Annotated in this window: 12 protein-coding genes; 3 read left to right on the top strand and 9 right to left on the bottom strand. The window is 68.7% G+C overall.

Features of this window, described 5'->3' with window-relative positions:
- The first annotated feature begins 237 nt into the window (after window positions 1-237).
- Window positions 238-2,397, top strand: coding sequence for a TonB-dependent receptor family protein (locus HFGMBDPB_RS27350; RefSeq protein ID WP_212646661.1), 2,160 nt, complete (start codon window positions 238-240; stop codon window positions 2,395-2,397).
- Between the two features lie 235 nt (window positions 2,398-2,632).
- On the opposite strand, the gene HFGMBDPB_RS27345 is transcribed toward HFGMBDPB_RS27350, so the two are convergent.
- The 6 genes from HFGMBDPB_RS27345 to HFGMBDPB_RS27320 all read right to left on the bottom strand — a co-directional run bounded on the left by HFGMBDPB_RS27345 (window position 2,633) and on the right by HFGMBDPB_RS27320 (window position 8,835).
- Complete coding sequence (locus tag HFGMBDPB_RS27345; protein ID WP_012204371.1) at window positions 2,633-3,625, bottom strand: Bug family tripartite tricarboxylate transporter substrate binding protein; 993 nt, start codon at window positions 3,623-3,625, stop codon at window positions 2,633-2,635.
- Between the two features lie 81 nt (window positions 3,626-3,706).
- Entirely contained in the window at window positions 3,707-5,569 is a 1,863-nt protein-coding gene (gene ilvD / locus HFGMBDPB_RS27340) for a dihydroxy-acid dehydratase (RefSeq protein ID WP_212646660.1), read from the bottom strand.
- A 117-nt stretch (window positions 5,570-5,686) separates the two neighbouring features.
- The gene (locus tag HFGMBDPB_RS27335) at window positions 5,687-5,989 is read right to left on the bottom strand and encodes a helix-turn-helix domain-containing protein (protein ID WP_016450218.1); all 303 of its coding nucleotides are present in this window, start codon (window positions 5,987-5,989) and stop codon (window positions 5,687-5,689) included.
- Window positions 5,973-6,356 (bottom strand): type II toxin-antitoxin system RelE/ParE family toxin, encoded by a 384-nt coding sequence (locus tag HFGMBDPB_RS27330; RefSeq protein WP_016450217.1) that lies wholly within the window; start codon window positions 6,354-6,356, stop codon window positions 5,973-5,975. Before HFGMBDPB_RS27330 ends, HFGMBDPB_RS27335 begins: the two co-directional genes overlap by 17 nt.
- 297 nt (window positions 6,357-6,653) lie before the next feature.
- The gene (ccoG, locus tag HFGMBDPB_RS27325; protein WP_212646659.1) at window positions 6,654-8,123 is read right to left on the bottom strand and encodes a cytochrome c oxidase accessory protein CcoG; all 1,470 of its coding nucleotides are present in this window, start codon (window positions 8,121-8,123) and stop codon (window positions 6,654-6,656) included.
- 136 nt (window positions 8,124-8,259) lie between these two features.
- Window positions 8,260-8,835 (bottom strand): hypothetical protein, encoded by a 576-nt coding sequence (locus HFGMBDPB_RS27320; RefSeq protein WP_034368158.1) that lies wholly within the window; start codon window positions 8,833-8,835, stop codon window positions 8,260-8,262.
- A gap of 192 nt (window positions 8,836-9,027) precedes the next feature.
- Here HFGMBDPB_RS27320 and HFGMBDPB_RS27315 point away from each other — a divergent pair, with 192 nt between their 5' ends.
- The gene (locus HFGMBDPB_RS27315) at window positions 9,028-9,999 is read left to right on the top strand and encodes a DUF2157 domain-containing protein (protein ID WP_212646658.1); all 972 of its coding nucleotides are present in this window, start codon (window positions 9,028-9,030) and stop codon (window positions 9,997-9,999) included.
- The gene (locus HFGMBDPB_RS27310; protein WP_070080548.1) at window positions 9,996-11,651 is read left to right on the top strand and encodes a GDYXXLXY domain-containing protein; all 1,656 of its coding nucleotides are present in this window, start codon (window positions 9,996-9,998) and stop codon (window positions 11,649-11,651) included. The genes HFGMBDPB_RS27315 and HFGMBDPB_RS27310 overlap by 4 nt, the downstream gene beginning before the upstream one ends.
- Window positions 11,652-11,665: 14 nt before the next feature.
- Here the strand turns inward: HFGMBDPB_RS27310 and HFGMBDPB_RS27305 are convergent, their stop codons facing one another.
- From HFGMBDPB_RS27305 to HFGMBDPB_RS27295, 3 genes are all read right to left on the bottom strand, one after another.
- Window positions 11,666-12,781, bottom strand: coding sequence for a CaiB/BaiF CoA transferase family protein (locus HFGMBDPB_RS27305; RefSeq protein WP_212646657.1), 1,116 nt, complete (start codon window positions 12,779-12,781; stop codon window positions 11,666-11,668).
- 157 nt (window positions 12,782-12,938) lie between these two features.
- Window positions 12,939-13,943 (bottom strand): Bug family tripartite tricarboxylate transporter substrate binding protein, encoded by a 1,005-nt coding sequence (locus HFGMBDPB_RS27300; RefSeq protein ID WP_212646656.1) that lies wholly within the window; start codon window positions 13,941-13,943, stop codon window positions 12,939-12,941.
- 75 nt (window positions 13,944-14,018) lie between these two features.
- Window positions 14,019-15,722 carry an acyl-CoA dehydrogenase family protein gene (locus tag HFGMBDPB_RS27295; protein WP_151020826.1) on the bottom strand — a complete coding sequence of 568 codons (1,704 nt, stop codon included), beginning with the start codon at window positions 15,720-15,722 and terminating at the stop codon, window positions 14,019-14,021.
- Between the last annotated feature and the right edge of the window lie 68 nt (window positions 15,723-15,790).

Raw genomic sequence — 15,790 nt, 5'->3', positions numbered from 1 at the left:
GCTGGCGGCACCTGCTGCGCTGTAGCGCCCGGGCAACGCGACCCCGCGCAGCTGCTGCCAGCCTGGTGCCGGCTGGATGATTCTCATTTAGACTCGCGCACCGAACCGGCATTGCCGCCATGCATGCTGACCGGTCCTTGTCTCCTGCTTCCGCCTCGCCCGCCGCCACGCGTCCTGCAGCCTGCCAGCCGACCCTTCAGCGCTGCACCATTCCCAGAGGCACAAAGGAAGTTTTCCATGGTTTCCAGCAATCACTGCGCCACGCTCACACGCTGCGCGGCCGCTGTCGCCGCCGCCCTGCTGTCGCTGCAGGCGTCGGCACAGGCACCATCCACCACCACCGCACCCGAGGCCGGCCTGTCCACCATCACCGTCACGGGCAACTGGCTGGACAACCCCAGCGAGGAAAAAGTGCTGGACCATGCCGGCGCGCGCACCATCGTCGAGCGGGCGCGCATCGAGGAAACCGGCTCCTCCAGCCTGCGCGACGTGCTGCGCCTGGTGCCCGGCGTGCAGGTGCAGGACAGCAACGGCACGGGCGGCAGCGATGTGTCCCTGAACATCGGCGTGCGCGGCCTGACGGCACGCCTGTCGCCGCGCTCGTATGTGCTGATGGACGGCGTGCCCGTCTCCTACGCGCCCTACGGCCAGCCCCAGCTGTCGCTGGCGCCCGTCTCGCTGGGCAACCTGGAGTCGGTGGACGTGATCCGCGGCGCGGGCTCGGTGCGCTACGGCCCCCAGAACGTGGGCGGCATCATCAACTTCGTCACGCGCGCCATTCCCAAGACCTTCGCGGCCGAGGCCTCGGTGGGCACCGAGTTCTACAGCCACGGCGGCAATGCCAAGACCACGCCCAGCCTCTTCGTGGGCGGCACCAGCGAATCCGGCCTGGGCCTGGCCCTGCTGTACTCGGGCACGCATGGCGACGGCTGGCGCGCAGGCAATGACAAGACCGATATCGACGACATCCTGCTCAAGGGCGCCTACCGCATCTCGGCCCAGGACGACATCGCCGTGTCGCTGCACCACTTCGAGGGCTCGGGCCGCATGCCCGGCGGCCTGACCACGGCGCAGTACGCGGCCGACCCGTTCCAGTCCACGCGCTCCTACGACAGCTTCGACGGCCGCCGCACCGATGCCTCGTTCAAGTACAACCACAAGGACGGGCGCAACAACTTCGAGGTGCTGGGCTACTACGTGGACTCGTTCCGCGGCAGCCACATCGAGCAGGACAACGCCAACCAGCGCCGCCTGACGGCCGCGCCGCGCAGCTACCACTACTTCGGCATCGAGCCGCGCTACTCGCGCCTGTTCGAGACCGGCTCCGTGGTGCAGGAAGTCAGCGTGGGCTACCGCTACCTCAAGGAAAGCAGTTCCGAGGTCGCGCTGCGCACCGCCTACTACAACCCCGCCACCATGGCCAACGCCATGGCCCTGCCGATCACGCCCTACCAGACCAGCCAGGGCGGCACCACGGCCCATGCCTTCTACATCGATGACCGCATCGACATCGGCAACTGGACCATCACGCCCGGCGTGCGCTACGAACGCATCAACTCGTTCAACAACGTCAGCAACCTGGGCGCCGACGGCAGCACCGTCACCAGCCAGCTGTTCCCCAAGGCCGAGGCACGCGAGCTCCTGCCCACGCTGTCCGTGCTCTACCGCATGAATGCGCAGTGGTCGCTGTTCGCCAACGCGGGCAAGTCCTTCGGACCGCAGCAGTATGCGCAGCTGGCCCAGACCGAGCGCGGCCTGCATCCCGAATCGGCCAAGACCTATGAGGTGGGCACGCACTACAACAGCCCGGCGCTGAACGCCGAGCTGACGCTGTTCAACATCGACTTCGACAAGGAACTGCTGCTGACCCGCGTGGGCGTGGACGGCATCTGGACCGACCTGGGCGCCACGCGCCACCGCGGCATCGAGTCCTCGCTGCGCTACGACCTGGGCCAGTGGAATGCCGCGCTCAAGGGGCTGACGGCGGGTGTGTCCTATACCTATACCGAGGCCGTCTCGCGCGCCGGCGATTTCGCGGGGCGCGACCTGCCGCTGTACTCGCGCCACACGGGCCAGCTGTGGGCGCGCTATGCGCTGGGGCAGTGGACGCTGAATGCGGACCTGGCCGCGCAATCGAAGCAGCGCTCTCCGGGGTCGGGCACGCAGTATGTGACGCAGGAAGATGCTGCGGGGCGGCTGGGCGATATTCCCGGGTTTGCAACCGTGGGCCTGCGTGCGGGCTATGACTTTGGCAAGTCGCTGAGCAATCTGCGGGTGGCCGTGGGGGTCAAGAATCTGTTTGATCGCAGGTACTACACGCGGTCTACGGACAACAACGGGGGCAAGTATGTGGGGATGCCTCGGACGTTGTATGTGCAGGGGACGTTGCCGTTCTGAGGCTTTGGTTTACGTGGGTCTGTTTTTGACCCTGCCGGGTGGTATTTTTCTGAGGCCGGGTCTCGGCCCGGCGGCCGACTGCCCTTTCTTGATTCGCCAAGAAAGGTCAGATCAAAGCAGGCGACCCGAATGTCCGCGACCCTCCGCTTCGCTGCGGGCAACCTGCGCTGACATACGGGGAGTGGGGAGTGGGCATGGAGCGGGCCGTCGCTTCGCTCGGCCCATTTTGTTCTTTTTAGCCTTCCGCTGTGAATCCCACGCGCTTGACGATGGGGCCCCATTTGGCGAGTTCGGACTGCAGCAGCGCGGCCAGTTCGGCGGGGGTGGAGGATTGGGCGTCCAGGCCGAAGGTAGCCAGGCTGTCCACCACGTCGGGCGTGGCCAGGGCCTTGCGCATGTGGCCGTTCAGGCGCTGCACGGTCTCGGCGGGGGTCTTGGCTGGCACGAAGAAGGCGAACCATTCGCTGTGCGCCATGTCCTTGTAGCCCTGCTCCACCAGCGTGGGCACCTGGGGTGCGAAGCGGCTGCGCTTGGCGCCGCTGACGCCCAGGATGCGCATCTTGCCGCCGGCCAGGTGCTGCAGCATGTCGCCCACGGGGCCGCAGACGGCGGAGACGTTGCCGCCCAGCATGTCCAGCAGCGCCGGCTGGGTGCCGCGGTAGCCGGCGTGCTTGAAGTCCACACCGGCATGCTGGCCCAGCAGGGCGCCGATGAAGTGCGGCGTGGAGCCGGGCGCAGGCGAGCCGAAGTTGGCGCCTGCGGGGTTGGCCTTGGCCCAGGCGAAGAATTCGGGCACGGTGGTCACGCTGGCGGGCACGGCGGGGCCGACGGCAAAGCCGAAGTCGAAGATGCAGCCCACGGTGACTGGCGCCAGGTCGGCCACCGGGTCATAGGGCAGCTTCTTGTAGATGTGCGGGTAGATGGACAGCATGGACGTGGGCGTCTGCAGCAGGGTGGCACCGTCTGCGGGCCGGCCCTTGACGTAGCTGATGGCGATCTGCCCGCCCGCGCCCGTGCGGTTCTCCACCACGGCGGTCTTGGCATAGCCCGACAGCTTGGTGCCCACGCGGCGGCAGATGGCGTCAGAGGTGCCTCCGGCCGCGAAGCCGGTGATGATGTTCAGGGTCTCGATGGGGCCCTGGGCCTGCGCCCAGGCCTGCTGGCCCAGGCTGGCCAGCAGCGCACCCGCTCCAGCGGTGCCCAGCCATTGGCGGCGGTCGATGTTCATGCGTATGTCTCCGGTTGAAATTGAAACTCTGAAAAAAACAGTGGGGGAACAGCGGGGGAAATGCGTGCCAGCCCGGCGGCTTCAACTGTCGTCGCGCAGCCAGACCACTTGGCCCGAATGCGTGACCGCTCCCTGGTGGGCCGGGCGCACGGTGAGCGCGTATTTTTCCAGCACGCCGCCCAGCGGCGGCATCTGGCGGCGCGCGGCGGCTGATTGTTCCAGACGTTCGGCCAGTTCGGCCTCGCCGATTTCCACCGTGATGCTGCGCGCATCGGCGCGGGCGTCGATGGCGATGAGGTCGCCGTCGCGCAGTGCGGCAATGGGGCCGTTGTCGGCGGCCTCGGGGCCTGCGTAGCCGATGCACAGGCCGCGCGTGGCGCCGGAGAAGCGCCCATCGGTCAGCAGGGCCACCTTGTCGCCCATGCCCTGGCCATAGAGCAGCGCCGTGATGCCCAGCATCTCGCGCATGCCGGGGCTGCCGCGCGGGCCTTCGTTGCGGATGACGATGACATCGCCGGCCGCGTACTGCATGGCCTGCACGGCGGCCTGGGCCTGTTCCTCGGACTCGAAGACGCGCGCCGGGCCCCGGTGCACCAGGGTCTTGAGGCCGGCCGTCTTCAGCAACGCGCCATCGGGGCAGAGGTTGCCCTTGAGCACGGTCAGGCCACCGTCGCGCGTGATGGGGTTGCCGGGCGTGCGCACCACCTCGCCATCGGGCGGCGCGGCATCGGCCAGTTCTTCGGCCAGGGTGCGGCCCGTGAAGGTGAGCGCATCGCCGTGGACAAAGCCCTGCTCCATCAGCGTGCGCAGGATCACGCCGGCACCGCCGATGTAGTACACGTCGCGCGCCAGGAAGCGCCCGCCGGGGCGCAGGTCGGCGATCAGCGGCGTGCGCGCGAAGATTTCGGCCACGTCGTCCAGGTGGAAGCGGATGCCGGCCTCGTGCGCGATGGCCGGCAGGTGCAGGGCGGCATTGGTCGATCCGCCCGTGGCGCTGACCACGGCGCAGGCATTCTCCAGCGCCCGGCGCGTGATGATGTCGCGCGGCAGCGGGCCGCCGCCTTCGGCGCTGGCCCACACGGCCTGCATGAGCTGGCGCGCGGCGCGGCGCATCAGCGGTGCGCGCTCGCTGAACACGGCAGGCACCATGCTGGAGCCGATGGGCGCCAGGCCCAGCGCCTCGCTCACCATGCCCATGGTGTTGGCCGTGAACTGGCCAGCGCAGGCGCCGGCCGTGGGCAGGCAGGCGCGGCTCATGGCCTCCAGGTCCTGCGCCGTGGCGGTGCCGGCCAGCACCTGGCCGATGGTCTCGTAGGTATCGACCACATTCAGGTCGCGCCCGTGCACGCCGGGCGCCTGTCCCGGCAGGGCCGAGCCGCCATGCACGAAGACGCTGGGCACATTGCAGCGCACCATGCCCATCATCAGCCCCGGCAGGTTCTTGTCGCAGGCGCCGATGGCGAAGATGCCATCCCACTGGTGGCCGCGCACCGAAGCCTCCACGCTGTCGGCGATCAGCTCGCGCGAGACCAGCGAGAACCGCATGCCCGAATGCGCCATGGTCAGCCCGTCGCTGACCGACACCACCGGGCATTCATGCGGCGTACCGCCCCCGGCATAGATGCCGGTCTTGGCATGCTGGGCCTGGTCGCGCAGGTTGAGGTTGCAGGGGCTCATCTCCCCGCCCGTGTGGAACACGCCGATGTGCGGGCGCTCTATGTCTTCGTCGTCCTGGCCCAGGGCATGCAGGAAGCTGCGCGTGGTGGCACGGATGGTGCCGGAGCGGATCAGGGCGGAGCGAAAGGACGTGGGCGTGGGCGTGGCCGCTGCCGGGCTGCTGCCGGTGGTGCTGGTGATGCCGGCTGTGGTGGTGGAGGCGGCCAGCGATGCGGAGGCGCTGGACTCGGAAAAGACGTTGTCGGGGGAGGCAGGTTTCTTGTTCATACGCGGGACGGAAAACAGCCGCCCACCATAGCGGGGTCTGCGGATTTCCCTATGAGCATTTACACCAGATCGTGTCGCCCGGGAGTCGCCCGCATACCACCCTTGTGTCGCCCCGGCTCAGAGGATGGCCTGAAGGCCTTTGTCGGCGATGACGTTGAGCAGCTTGAGCGCCGGTCCGGCGGGACGGGTTTCGCCCTGCTCCCATTTGCGCACCGTGGAAGCCGTGGTGTGCAAATGCAGCGCAAACACCGGTTGGCTGAACTTCAAAGTCTCGCGCAGCTGTTTGATGTCGGCCGCCTCGAACTCCCGCACCGGGGGAGGACAGATCGCGTCGAACTCGCGCATCGTCACCTTGTCGATGGCGCCCGCTTCGTACAGCGCAGCCAGATCGCCGCGCAGGGATTCAATGATCTTGCTCACAATGCACCTCCAACAAAACGCCTGACTGCAAGGCCGCCGACAAGGCCTGGGTGGACAGGTCCAGAAACAGCTTGCCTGCAAACCTCAAAGCCCTCTGTTCTTCCTGTGTGATGTTCGCCTTGTCGTTCTTGGTGAAACCATGCAGGAAGATGTATCGGTTGCCGATTCGTGCCGACAACAGCGTTCGATAACCCCCACTCTTGCCCGCGCCTGGACGCGCCACCCGCTTCTTGTAGAGAAAGCCCCCCAGGTCCGCGTCGATCAGCCCTCTTTCCATCTCCCTGACCGCCTTGCACAGCGCGGTATCGGGCAGTTTCTCGCTCGCCTGCCATCGGGAAAAGTCCTTGCGCTTGAGAACGCGCGCCATGCCAGCCTCCCAACTATACCCGTTACGGGTATGTATTTCACCTTCATACATATCACCACAGGGTAGAGCCTGCGAATTTGAAGTGCTGCCTCGTGCCTGCCTCATTCAAGCCCCTGTCGTTTCTCCTTGGCCTGACTGCCAGCCCGCTTGTCCGCCTTGTCGGGAAGACACGATAAAAAAAGGCCCCGGAACAAACTTCCGGGGCCTCAAAACCGATGCCAGCCCGCGCTGCAGCGGACCAGGCATCGTGCACAACAACTGCGCTGTACTCGTGAATCAATCCATCCAACTGGCCCTTCAGCGCGGCACCAGGAACGTGCTGTGCGCCTGCTTGGAAAGCGCCGGATCGCCCACCGCCGTGGCCGTGATCTCCACGCCGTGCGAGCCAGGGCCGGCCGCGCCATAGGGCGCCTGCAGCCGCACCACGACCCAGCGGTCCTGGGCCGCGCCCACGTCCACCTCGGTCTCCGAAGCCACGCGCAGGCCTTCGATGCCCGAGGCCGACAGCACATAGCGCTGGTCCTGCTCCGTGGCATTGCCGATCTGCACGCGGTAGATGTTCTCGATCTGGCCGCCGGCCACGATGCGCGACAGCGTGCCCCGGTCGCGCACCACGTCCACCTTCAGCGGCGTGCGCAGCGCCAGGCTGGCCACCATGGCCGTGGAGATGGCCACCAGCGCCGTGCCGTAGATGAGCACGCGCGGGCGGAAGATGCGGCGCACCAGCTCGCTCTGGCGCCAGCCCCGGGCCACGCCGTTCTGCGTGGACAGGCGGATCAGCCCGCGCGGGTAGTGCATGCGGTCCATGACGCTGTTGCAGGCGTCGATGCACAGGCCGCAGCCGATGCACTCGTACTGCAGGCCGTCGCGTATGTCGATGCCCACCGGGCAGACCTGCACGCACAGCGTGCAGTCGATGCAGTCGCCCAGGCCCTGGGCCCGGTAGTCCACGCCCTTGTGGCGCGGGCCGCGCGATTCGCCGCGTGCGGTGTCGTAGGTGACGACCAGGGTGTCCTTGTCGAACATGGCGCTCTGGAAGCGCGCATAGGGGCACATGTGCTTGCAGACCTGCTCGCGCAGGAAGCCCGCGTTGCCGTAGGTGGCCAGCGCATAGAACAGCACCCAGAAGATCTGCCACGCGCCGGTCAGCGCCAGCACCTCGGGCAGCAGGCTGCGGATGGGCACGAAGTAGCCCACGAAGGTCAGCCCCGTCCACAGCGCAATCAGCAGCCACAGCGCATGCTTGCCGCCACGCCGCGCGATCTTCTCCGGACCCCAGCCGCTGGCATCCAGGCGCAGGCGTGCGCTGCGGTCGCCTTCCAGCCGGCGCTCCACCCACATGAACAGCTCGGTGTAGACCGTCTGCGGGCAGGAAAATCCGCACCACAGCCTCCCCGCCACCGTGGTGAACAGGAACAGCGCCAGCGCCGAGACGATGAGCAGCACGGCCAGGTAGATGAAATCCTGCGGATACAGCAGCCAGCCGAAGATGTAGAAGCGCCGCTGCTCCAGGTCGAACAGCAGGGCCTGCCGGCCGTGGATCTGCAGCCAGGGTATGCCGTAGAAGAACAGCTGCGTGAGCCAGACCATGGCCCAGCGCCAGTTGGCGAAGCGCCCCGAGATGGAGCGCGGCTGGATCTTGCGGCGTGACTCGAACAGCGGGGAATCCGCGCTGGCGTCGGCGATGGGAATCACCTTGCGCGGCGCGGGCCGCGGCCGGGTGGCTGCGGCGGTTTCATCGGGAAGCGGTTTCGGTCGTTCTGACATGCGGGGCCTTCGCCCCGGCCGGTGCGCCCGTGATGCGGGCTTGTCATGAATTGCCGGGGACTGCCTGGACTATGCCCAGCGCCCTGCTCCGCGGGTAGCAGCAGATGCGGTGAATTCGACCGTATCAGATGGAGCTTCAGGCCTGGGGAGCACGAAGACGCGGCACCGCCAGCCGCAACCCCCACGCCACCAGGCACAGCCCCAGCAGCGACGTCAGCGTGCCGATGCGCACATCGGCCTGGAGCACGCCCCAGCGGCTGAAGATCTCCGTCCAGTCATGGTCGCCGCCGCCCACCAGCGGCAGGACCTGGGCGCGCGCGTCCTTCATGTAGCGGGCCACGTTCATCAGGTTCTCGCCCAGCCACATCAGCGAGGCGATCCAGCCCGTGCGCTGGCCCTGCCTGCGGAAATGGCGCATGAACAGGGCGGGGAACAGCAACTGGAACAGCGTGCCGCCGTAGACCGAGAGATGCTGCGAGAACAGGGCCACCAGCGGGTGCCCGGCCTCGTGCAGCGCGAGGTTGGCGTTGTCCAGCAGCATCAGCCAGCGGTCCTCGCTGAAGAAGTGGCCCCAGATGATCCAGGCGCCGAAAGCCGTCAGCGCGATGGCGGCAGGGCGTGTGACCGGCGTCCATTCGACCGGGTCGTCGAAATCGTCGAGGTCGGCGCCGCGCTTCATGGCGCCAGCAACGCCGTTGCGTTCAAAGGGCATGCCAGCGGCTTGGCGGGGTACATGCGAGGTCGGCAAAAAGGGGCAGGCGCAGGATGCATGGCGGCAGTGTTCCGGAGAGTGGGAGGAAGATAGCAGGTTGCACCGGCACCGGGCTGCCGCGTTGCAATCCATCCCGGACAGGTTCTGGCAAAGTCGGGCATCCGCATCTTCAAGCCAAGGAACATCCACACCATGAACCTGCGCCCCCTATTGCATGAGCTTGTCCGCCAGCATGGCCTGGACCGCAAGGCCGCCGTGCAGCTGTTTGCACTGGCGGGATTCGGGCATGAACCGGCCGCCCTCAGAACCCGCCTGTGGCCCGTGGTGGCCTTGCTGGGCGCGGCGCTGGTCGGGCTGGGCATCGTGCTGTGGATTGCCGCCAATTGGGAGAGCATGGGCCGCATGCAGCGCTTTGCCCTGCTGCAGGGCTTCGTGCTCGTGATGTGTCTTGGCGCGGCATGGCGCGCGGCGGCGCGCGTGCCGCTGTCGGTGCTGGCGCTGCTGGGCACGGGTGCGCTGTTCGCCTTTTTCGGGCAGACCTACCAGACGGGAGCAGACCCCTGGCAGCTGTTTGCGCTGTGGGCAGCGCTGACCCTGCCGCTGGCCCTGGCGGCCCGCAGCGATGGCGTCTGGGTGCCCTGGGTGGTGGTTGCCATGACGGGCATTGCGCTGTGGGCGCAGGCCCATACGCCGCAGTTCTGGGAGGTGGAGTCGCGCGACCTGGGCGTGCATGCCGTGGCCCTGGGCGCCGCCCTTGCCGTCACCGCGGTCATGGCACCGGCCCTGCGGCGCTTCACGGGCGCGGGGCTGTGGGCCTTGCGCGGCGCGGGCGCACTGGCGCTGGCGATGATCACCTCCACCGCCATCAGCGGGCTGTTCCACAGCACGGTGGCGCCGCAGTACCCGCTGGGGCTGGTGCTGCTGGCAGGCGCGGCGGCGCTGGCGGGCCTGCGCAGGCATTTCGACATCTTCCTGCTCAGCGGTGCGGCGCTGGGCCTGAACGTGCTGCTGGTGTGCGGCCTGGTCTACCTGCTGCTGGAGAAACTGGGGGCGGACTTCACGGGCATGCTGCTGCTCGTCGGCCTGGGCGCTGCGTGCCTGCTGGCGGCCACGGTGAGCCTGGTGCTTCGAATGTCCCGCAACGCGGAAGGAGGCCTTCAATGAGCCACGAACACGACACCCTGCTGCGCCAGGCCGTGGACCAGGGCATCCTGCCGCCTGCCGCCTTGCAGGACCGCCGCCCTGCCGCCAACGACCGCCATTGGGCGGTGGTGCTGCTCACGGCGCTGGGCGCCTGGCTGGCCCTTCTTCCCTTGCTGATTCTGTTTGCGTTTGCCCTGTCCGACTGGATAGAGCGCGGCGCCGGCACCTATGTGATCGGCGCCATGATGCTGGCCGCAGCCGTGGCCGTGCTGCGCGCCGAGGAGCTGCCCGTCTTCCTGGAGCAGCTGGCCCTGCCTGCCATGCTGACCGGCGCCGGCCTGCTGGGCTTTGGCCTGGCGCGCGACCTGTCGGGGCAGGCTGCGGCCGCGATAGGCCTGGCCATTGCGCTGGCCTGCACGGCCGCCATTGCAAGGCCCTGGCTGCGCGTGCTGCTGGGCGCCGCCTGCGCGCTGCTGTTTTGCACCATGCTCTGGCCGGACAACGATCCATCCACCCTGTACGCAGGCCTGCCGACCTGGGTCATCGTGCATGCGGCGCTGCTGCTCTGGATGCTGCTGCTGGCAGCCCAGTGGCGCGCGCTGGGGCAGTCTGCGGCACAGACCCGCATGGCGGCGGCGCTGGAGCCCTTTGCCACGGGCTGGCTGCTGGCGGTGCTGGCTGGCCTGGCCTTTCTGTCCGGCAGGAGCTTCATGGTGGCCGGCGTGCTGGGCGGCGGCCTGGCGGGCGAGCTGGCGCAGGAAGCCGCCCCGAACATCTCCATGGGCGTTCTGACGCAGGCCGGCTCGGCCGTGCTGGCCCTGGCAGCCGCCTGGTTCGCCCAGCGCGCATGGCCCACGCTGCGGCAGCCGCGCGCCGCCGTGGCTGCCGTGGTGCTGGCCGTGCTGAGTGCCTTTCTGCCCTGGCTGGGCGCCTGCCTGCTGGCGCTGGCGGTGACCGGCACCAGCGGCCGCTGGCGGCAGGCCGCAGCGGCCGCCCTGGCTGCGGCCTGGATCGTGGGCAGCTTCTACTACCAGCTGGCCTGGCCACTGGCCACCAAGGCCCTGGTGCTGGCCGGCTGCGGCGCCTTGCTGGGCCTGCTGGCCTGGGCAGGGCCGCGCGCCGCAGTCCTGCCGGGCAGCGCGGAGACCGCCGCCGCATCGGGCGCCGCGCCCCTGCAGCGCTGGGCGCCGTGGCTGGTGGTGCTGACGGCGGCCTGCACGCTGGCGGTGGCCAATATCGGCATTGCGCAGAAGGAGCGCACCATCGCCCAGGGCCGCAAGGTGTTCGTGGAATTGGCGCCGGTGGACCCGCGCTCTCTGATGCAGGGCGACTACATGCGCCTGAACTTCCGCCTGCCTTCCGAGGACAGGGACGTGGAGAAAGAGAACCTGCGCAGCGGACGCCTCTACGCCATCGGCAAGCTCGATGAGCAGGGCGTGGTGCAGTGGCTGCGCACCGGCACGGCCAGCGAGCCGCTGGCGCCCGGCGAGCAGCGCTTTGAACTCACCCCGCGCGGCGGCCGGTGGACGCTGGTGACCGATGCCTGGTACTTCCGCGAAGGCGATGGCCAGCGCTGGGAGCAAGCCCGCTACGGCGAGTTCCGCGTGGAGCCCGACGGGCGTGCGCTGCTGGTGGGCATGGCTGACGCGCAACTGCGCCCCATCGTCCCCTGAGTGCACCACGCAAATCACTCGAAAATGTCGCCTTCGGCCAGCGGCGCATGCCGGTAGCTGGCCGGCGTGCGGCTGAGCTTGACGGGCGCGCCCAGGCCCCGGTAGCCGCCCTCCATCTCCACCACCATCTCGCGGTGCAGGGTATGCGGGTGGTTGAGCGCCGCGTCCACGCCCAGCACGGGCGCGGCGGGCACGCCGATGGCCATCAGCGCATCGGCCAGGGCGGGGCCGTCGCAGGACTGCAGGGCCTGCTCCAGCAGCGGCTTGAGCGCATCGCGGTGGTGCGAGCGCTGGCCGGCCGTGGCAAAGCGCTCGTCGGCCACCAGTTGCGGGCATCCCAGATGCTCGCACAGCAGGCGGAACTGGCGGTCGTTGCCCACGGCCAGGAAGACCGGCGTGGTGCCCGTGGCAAAGCTGTCGTAGGGATAGATGTTGGGATGGGCGTTGCCCGAGCGCCCCGGCGTCCTGCCGCTCATGAACCAGTTGCCCGCATGCGGGTGCAGCAGCGAGATGCCGCTGTCGTACAGCGAGACATCGACCAGCTGGCCCAGGCCGCTGCGCTGGCGCTCCTGCAGCGCCAGCAGCACGCCGATGACGCCGTTCATGCCCGTGACCATGTCCACCACGGGCAGGCCCACGCGCAGCGGATCGCCGCCGGCCTCGCCGTTGACGCTCATCAGCCCCGTCATGGCCTGGATGGCCGCGTCATAGCCGGGCCAGGCGCCCAGCGGACCATCGGCGCCGAAGCCGCTGACGCGGCACCAGATGAGGCGCGGAAAGCGCTCGCGCAGCTGCTCCCAGCCAATGCCCCATTTCTCCATGGTGCCGATCTTGAAGTTCTCCACCACCACGTCGGCCTGCTCCATCAGCGCCAGCACGGCCTGCTGGCCTTCGGGCAGGGACAGGTCCAGGAACTGCAGCCGCTTGTTGCGGTTCAGGCCCCGGTAGTAGGAGGACACTCCGTCCTGGAACGGCGGCCCCCAGGCGCGCGTATCGTCGCCCTGCGGCGGCTCCACCTTGAGCACGTCGGCGCCGTGGTCGCCCAGGATCTGGCCGCACAGCGGGCCACCAAGAATGCGGGAGAGGTCGAGGACACGGATGCCCTGGAGGGCACCATTGGCTCTGCTCATAAAGTTTCTTTCTTCATTGGCACAAGGTGCAAGACTGGCGTGTTTCAAGCCACTGGGGCGCCCAGCAAGGGCCGCCCCGCAGCGAAGGCGCCGTCCCACTCCCGCGTGCGAGAGAGGGGGAAGCGGCGTAGCCGCTCAGGGGGTGTTCTTCATCTATTCAATCCAGTTTGGCGCCGGAGGCGTCGACCACGGCCTTCCACTTGGTCACTTCCTGAGCGATGAAGCTAGACAGCCCCGCTGGCGACAGATCCGATGCCGGCTCCAGCCCCTGGTCGGCAAAGGTCTTGCGGATGCGCTCGCTGCCCAGGGCCTTGCGGAAGGCCGCGTTCAGCGTCTCGATGCGGTCGGCCGGGGTGCCGGCCGGTGCCACCACGCCGAAGAACACGCTCACGTCGTAGCCGGGCAGGCCCTGCTCGGCGATGGTGGGAATATCGGGCATGGCCTGGGAGCGCTTTTCCGTGGCCACGCCAATGGCCTTGAACTTGCCGGCCTTGATGTAGGGCATGGCGGTGAGGATGTCGGTGAAGGTCATGTTCACCTGCCCCGCCAGCAGGTCGTTGAGCGCCGGGCCCGTGCCCTTGTACGGGATGTGCTGCAGCGAGGTGCCGGCCATCTTGTTGAACAGCACGCCGGCCAGGTGCGAGGAGGCACCGTTGCCCGAGGACGCATAGTCCAGGCTGCCCGGCTTGGCCTTGTCCTGCGCGATCAGCTCCTGCACGGTGGTGGCCTTGGTGGTCGGGTTGACCACCAGCACATTGGGCAGGTGGCCCACGCGGATGATGGGCGCGAAGCTGGTCTGCGGGTCGTAGTTGATCTTGCGGTACAGGTGCTTGTTGATGGCCAGCGGCCCCGAGGTGCCGAACATGATGGTGTAGCCGTCGGGCCTGGCGCGGGCCACGAAGTCGGCGCCGATGTTGCCGCCTGCGCCGGCCTTGTTCTCCACGATCACGCTCTGGCCCAGCGTCTCGGTCAGCGCCGTGGCCAGCACGCGTGCCATGGCGTCCGTGGGCCCGCCGGGCGGGAAGGGAACGACGAAGCTGATGGGCCGCTCGGGAAAGCGCTCGGCCAGTGCGGCGGCCGGCAGCGCGGCGGTGGCGGCGAGCGCACAGGCGCACAGGAATCGGCGTTTCTGGAAGGACGGCTTCGGGTCAGTGCAAGGCATGGTGTTTGTCTCCGGTACTTGTGCGGTCATCCCTGTGGACGGGATGTGTGTTCTGGGTCGGTGCGGTCGATGGGCTCAGCGTGTCCAGCCTTCGGGCAGGTCGCCTGCCGCCAGCGGGTCGCGCGGCAGCACGCGGTGCAGCAGCACCAGCTGGGCCCAGCGCATGCGCTCGGCGCTGCCGGTGCACGAGGCCTCCCAGGCCATGGCCGTGGCCGTGAAGCAGTGGTACAGGCCCGAGGCGGCGGCGCGCGCCAGGCGGTCACCGCCCTCCTCGGCCGCGCGCAGGGCCAGGGCCGCAGCCTTGTCCATGCTGGCCGACAGCGCGGCCTTGAATTCCGTGGCCGCCTCGGTCTGGGCCAGCAGCTGGGCCGCGTGGTCGCGCAGCACGGGCAGCGAGCCTTCGCGCTTGATGGCGCGGATCACGTCCAGCGCCACGATGTTGCTGGTGCCTTCCCAGATCGATCCCAGGTGGGAGTCGCGCACCAGGCGCGGATCGCTCCACTCCTCGATGTAGCCGCAGCCGCCGCGCACTTCCATGGCGTCGCCCGTGACCTTGCGCGCGTCGCGGCAGGCGCGGAACTTGATCATGGGCGTGAGGATGCGCAGCAGCGCGTAGGCGCCGTCTTCGCCTGCGTCCGAACGCTGCAGCGCCTGGGCCGTCTGCAGCACCATGGTGCGGGCCTGCTCGGAGTAGATGCGCAGCTTGTCGAGCTGGCGCTGCATCAGCGGCATGTCCTGCAGGGCCTTGCCGAAGGCGCGGCGCTCGCGCGCCACGTACTCGGCCTCGGCCACGGCACGGCGCATCAGCCCGGCCGAGCGCACGCCGTTGGACAGGCGCGAGTTGTTGACCATGTCGGCCATCTGCACGAAGCCCCGGCCCTGCTCGCCCACCAGGTAGGCGACGGCGCCGTCGAGCACGATCTCGCCGCTGGCCATGGAGCGCGTGCCCAGCTTGTGCTTGAGCCGCACGATGCGGTAATGGTTGGCCGAGCCGTCGTCCAGCCGGCGCGGCAGCAGGAACAGCGAGATGCCCTTCATGCCCGCCGGCGCGCCCTCCACGCGCGCCAGCACCATGGCGAAGTCGGCATCGGGGTTGGAGCAGAACCACTTGTCGCCCGACAGGCGCCAGCTGCCGTCGGCGGCCGGGCGGGCCAGCGTCTGGGTGTTGGAGATGTCCGAGCCGGCCGCCTGCTCGGTCATGAACATGGCGCCCTGGGCCTGGTCCTCGAAGCGCAGCTGCGTCATGCGCGGCCAGTACTTCTCGACCAGGGCCGGCTCGCCGTACTTGCGCAGCGTGCGCGCCAGCGAGTCCGTCATGGACAGCGGGCAGCACAGGCCGAACTCGGCCTGCACGAACAGATAGGTCAGCGCGTACTTGGCCAGCGGCGGCAGCTTGCCATCCCAGCCCAGCACGCCCGTGCGGTGCGACATGACGGCCAGGCCGAACTCGCCGTAGGCCACGCGCTCCATCTCCACATAGGCCGGATGCTTGACGATGCGCTGCGCATCGCGCCCCGTGCGGTCGCGGTGCTCCAGCTCGGGCGGATTGCGGTCGGCGGTCAGCGCCCATTCATCGATCTCGCGGCCGGCCAGCGCGCCCATGCGCTCCAGATGGGGCTGCAGGTGCGCGTTCACCTCGGGCGGCAGGTACAGCGCCAGCAGGGGCTGCAACTGCGAATCGGTGGTGTACAGGTTGCTGCCGTGGCGGTCGGGCACGGCCTGGAAAGCCTGGGCGGGGGAAGACTGCATGGCGGCCAGCGCCTGCGGTTCGGGGTTCATGGTCTGTCTCCTGTGCGGGAACCTGGCCCGGGCGCATGGGCTCCGGGTCTTGGGGATGCCCCCATTCT

The organism is Delftia sp. PE138 (assembly GCF_018320755.1).
Lineage (GTDB): Bacteria > Pseudomonadota > Gammaproteobacteria > Burkholderiales > Burkholderiaceae_C > Comamonas > Comamonas tsuruhatensis.
This window is presented reverse-complemented; position numbering and strand designations above follow the sequence as displayed.

Excerpts from the sequence above, each read along its gene's own strand:
- HFGMBDPB_RS27350 (WP_212646661.1), top strand. The coding sequence starts at position 238 with ATGGTTTCCAGCAATCACTGCGCCACGCTCACACGCTGCGCGGCCGCT.
- HFGMBDPB_RS27345 (WP_012204371.1), bottom strand. The coding sequence starts at position 3,625 with ATGAACATCGACCGCCGCCAATGGCTGGGCACCGCTGGAGCGGGTGCG.
- ilvD (WP_212646660.1), bottom strand. The coding sequence starts at position 5,569 with ATGAACAAGAAACCTGCCTCCCCCGACAACGTCTTTTCCGAGTCCAGC.
- HFGMBDPB_RS27330 (WP_016450217.1), bottom strand. The coding sequence starts at position 6,356 with ATGGCGCGCGTTCTCAAGCGCAAGGACTTTTCCCGATGGCAGGCGAGC.
- ccoG (WP_212646659.1), bottom strand. The coding sequence starts at position 8,123 with ATGTCAGAACGACCGAAACCGCTTCCCGATGAAACCGCCGCAGCCACC.
- HFGMBDPB_RS27320 (WP_034368158.1), bottom strand. The coding sequence starts at position 8,835 with ATGCCCTTTGAACGCAACGGCGTTGCTGGCGCCATGAAGCGCGGCGCC.
- HFGMBDPB_RS27315 (WP_212646658.1), top strand. The coding sequence starts at position 9,028 with ATGAACCTGCGCCCCCTATTGCATGAGCTTGTCCGCCAGCATGGCCTG.
- HFGMBDPB_RS27310 (WP_070080548.1), top strand. The coding sequence starts at position 9,996 with ATGAGCCACGAACACGACACCCTGCTGCGCCAGGCCGTGGACCAGGGC.
- HFGMBDPB_RS27305 (WP_212646657.1), bottom strand. The coding sequence starts at position 12,781 with ATGAGCAGAGCCAATGGTGCCCTCCAGGGCATCCGTGTCCTCGACCTC.
- HFGMBDPB_RS27300 (WP_212646656.1), bottom strand. The coding sequence starts at position 13,943 with ATGCCTTGCACTGACCCGAAGCCGTCCTTCCAGAAACGCCGATTCCTG.
- HFGMBDPB_RS27295 (WP_151020826.1), bottom strand. The coding sequence starts at position 15,722 with ATGAACCCCGAACCGCAGGCGCTGGCCGCCATGCAGTCTTCCCCCGCC.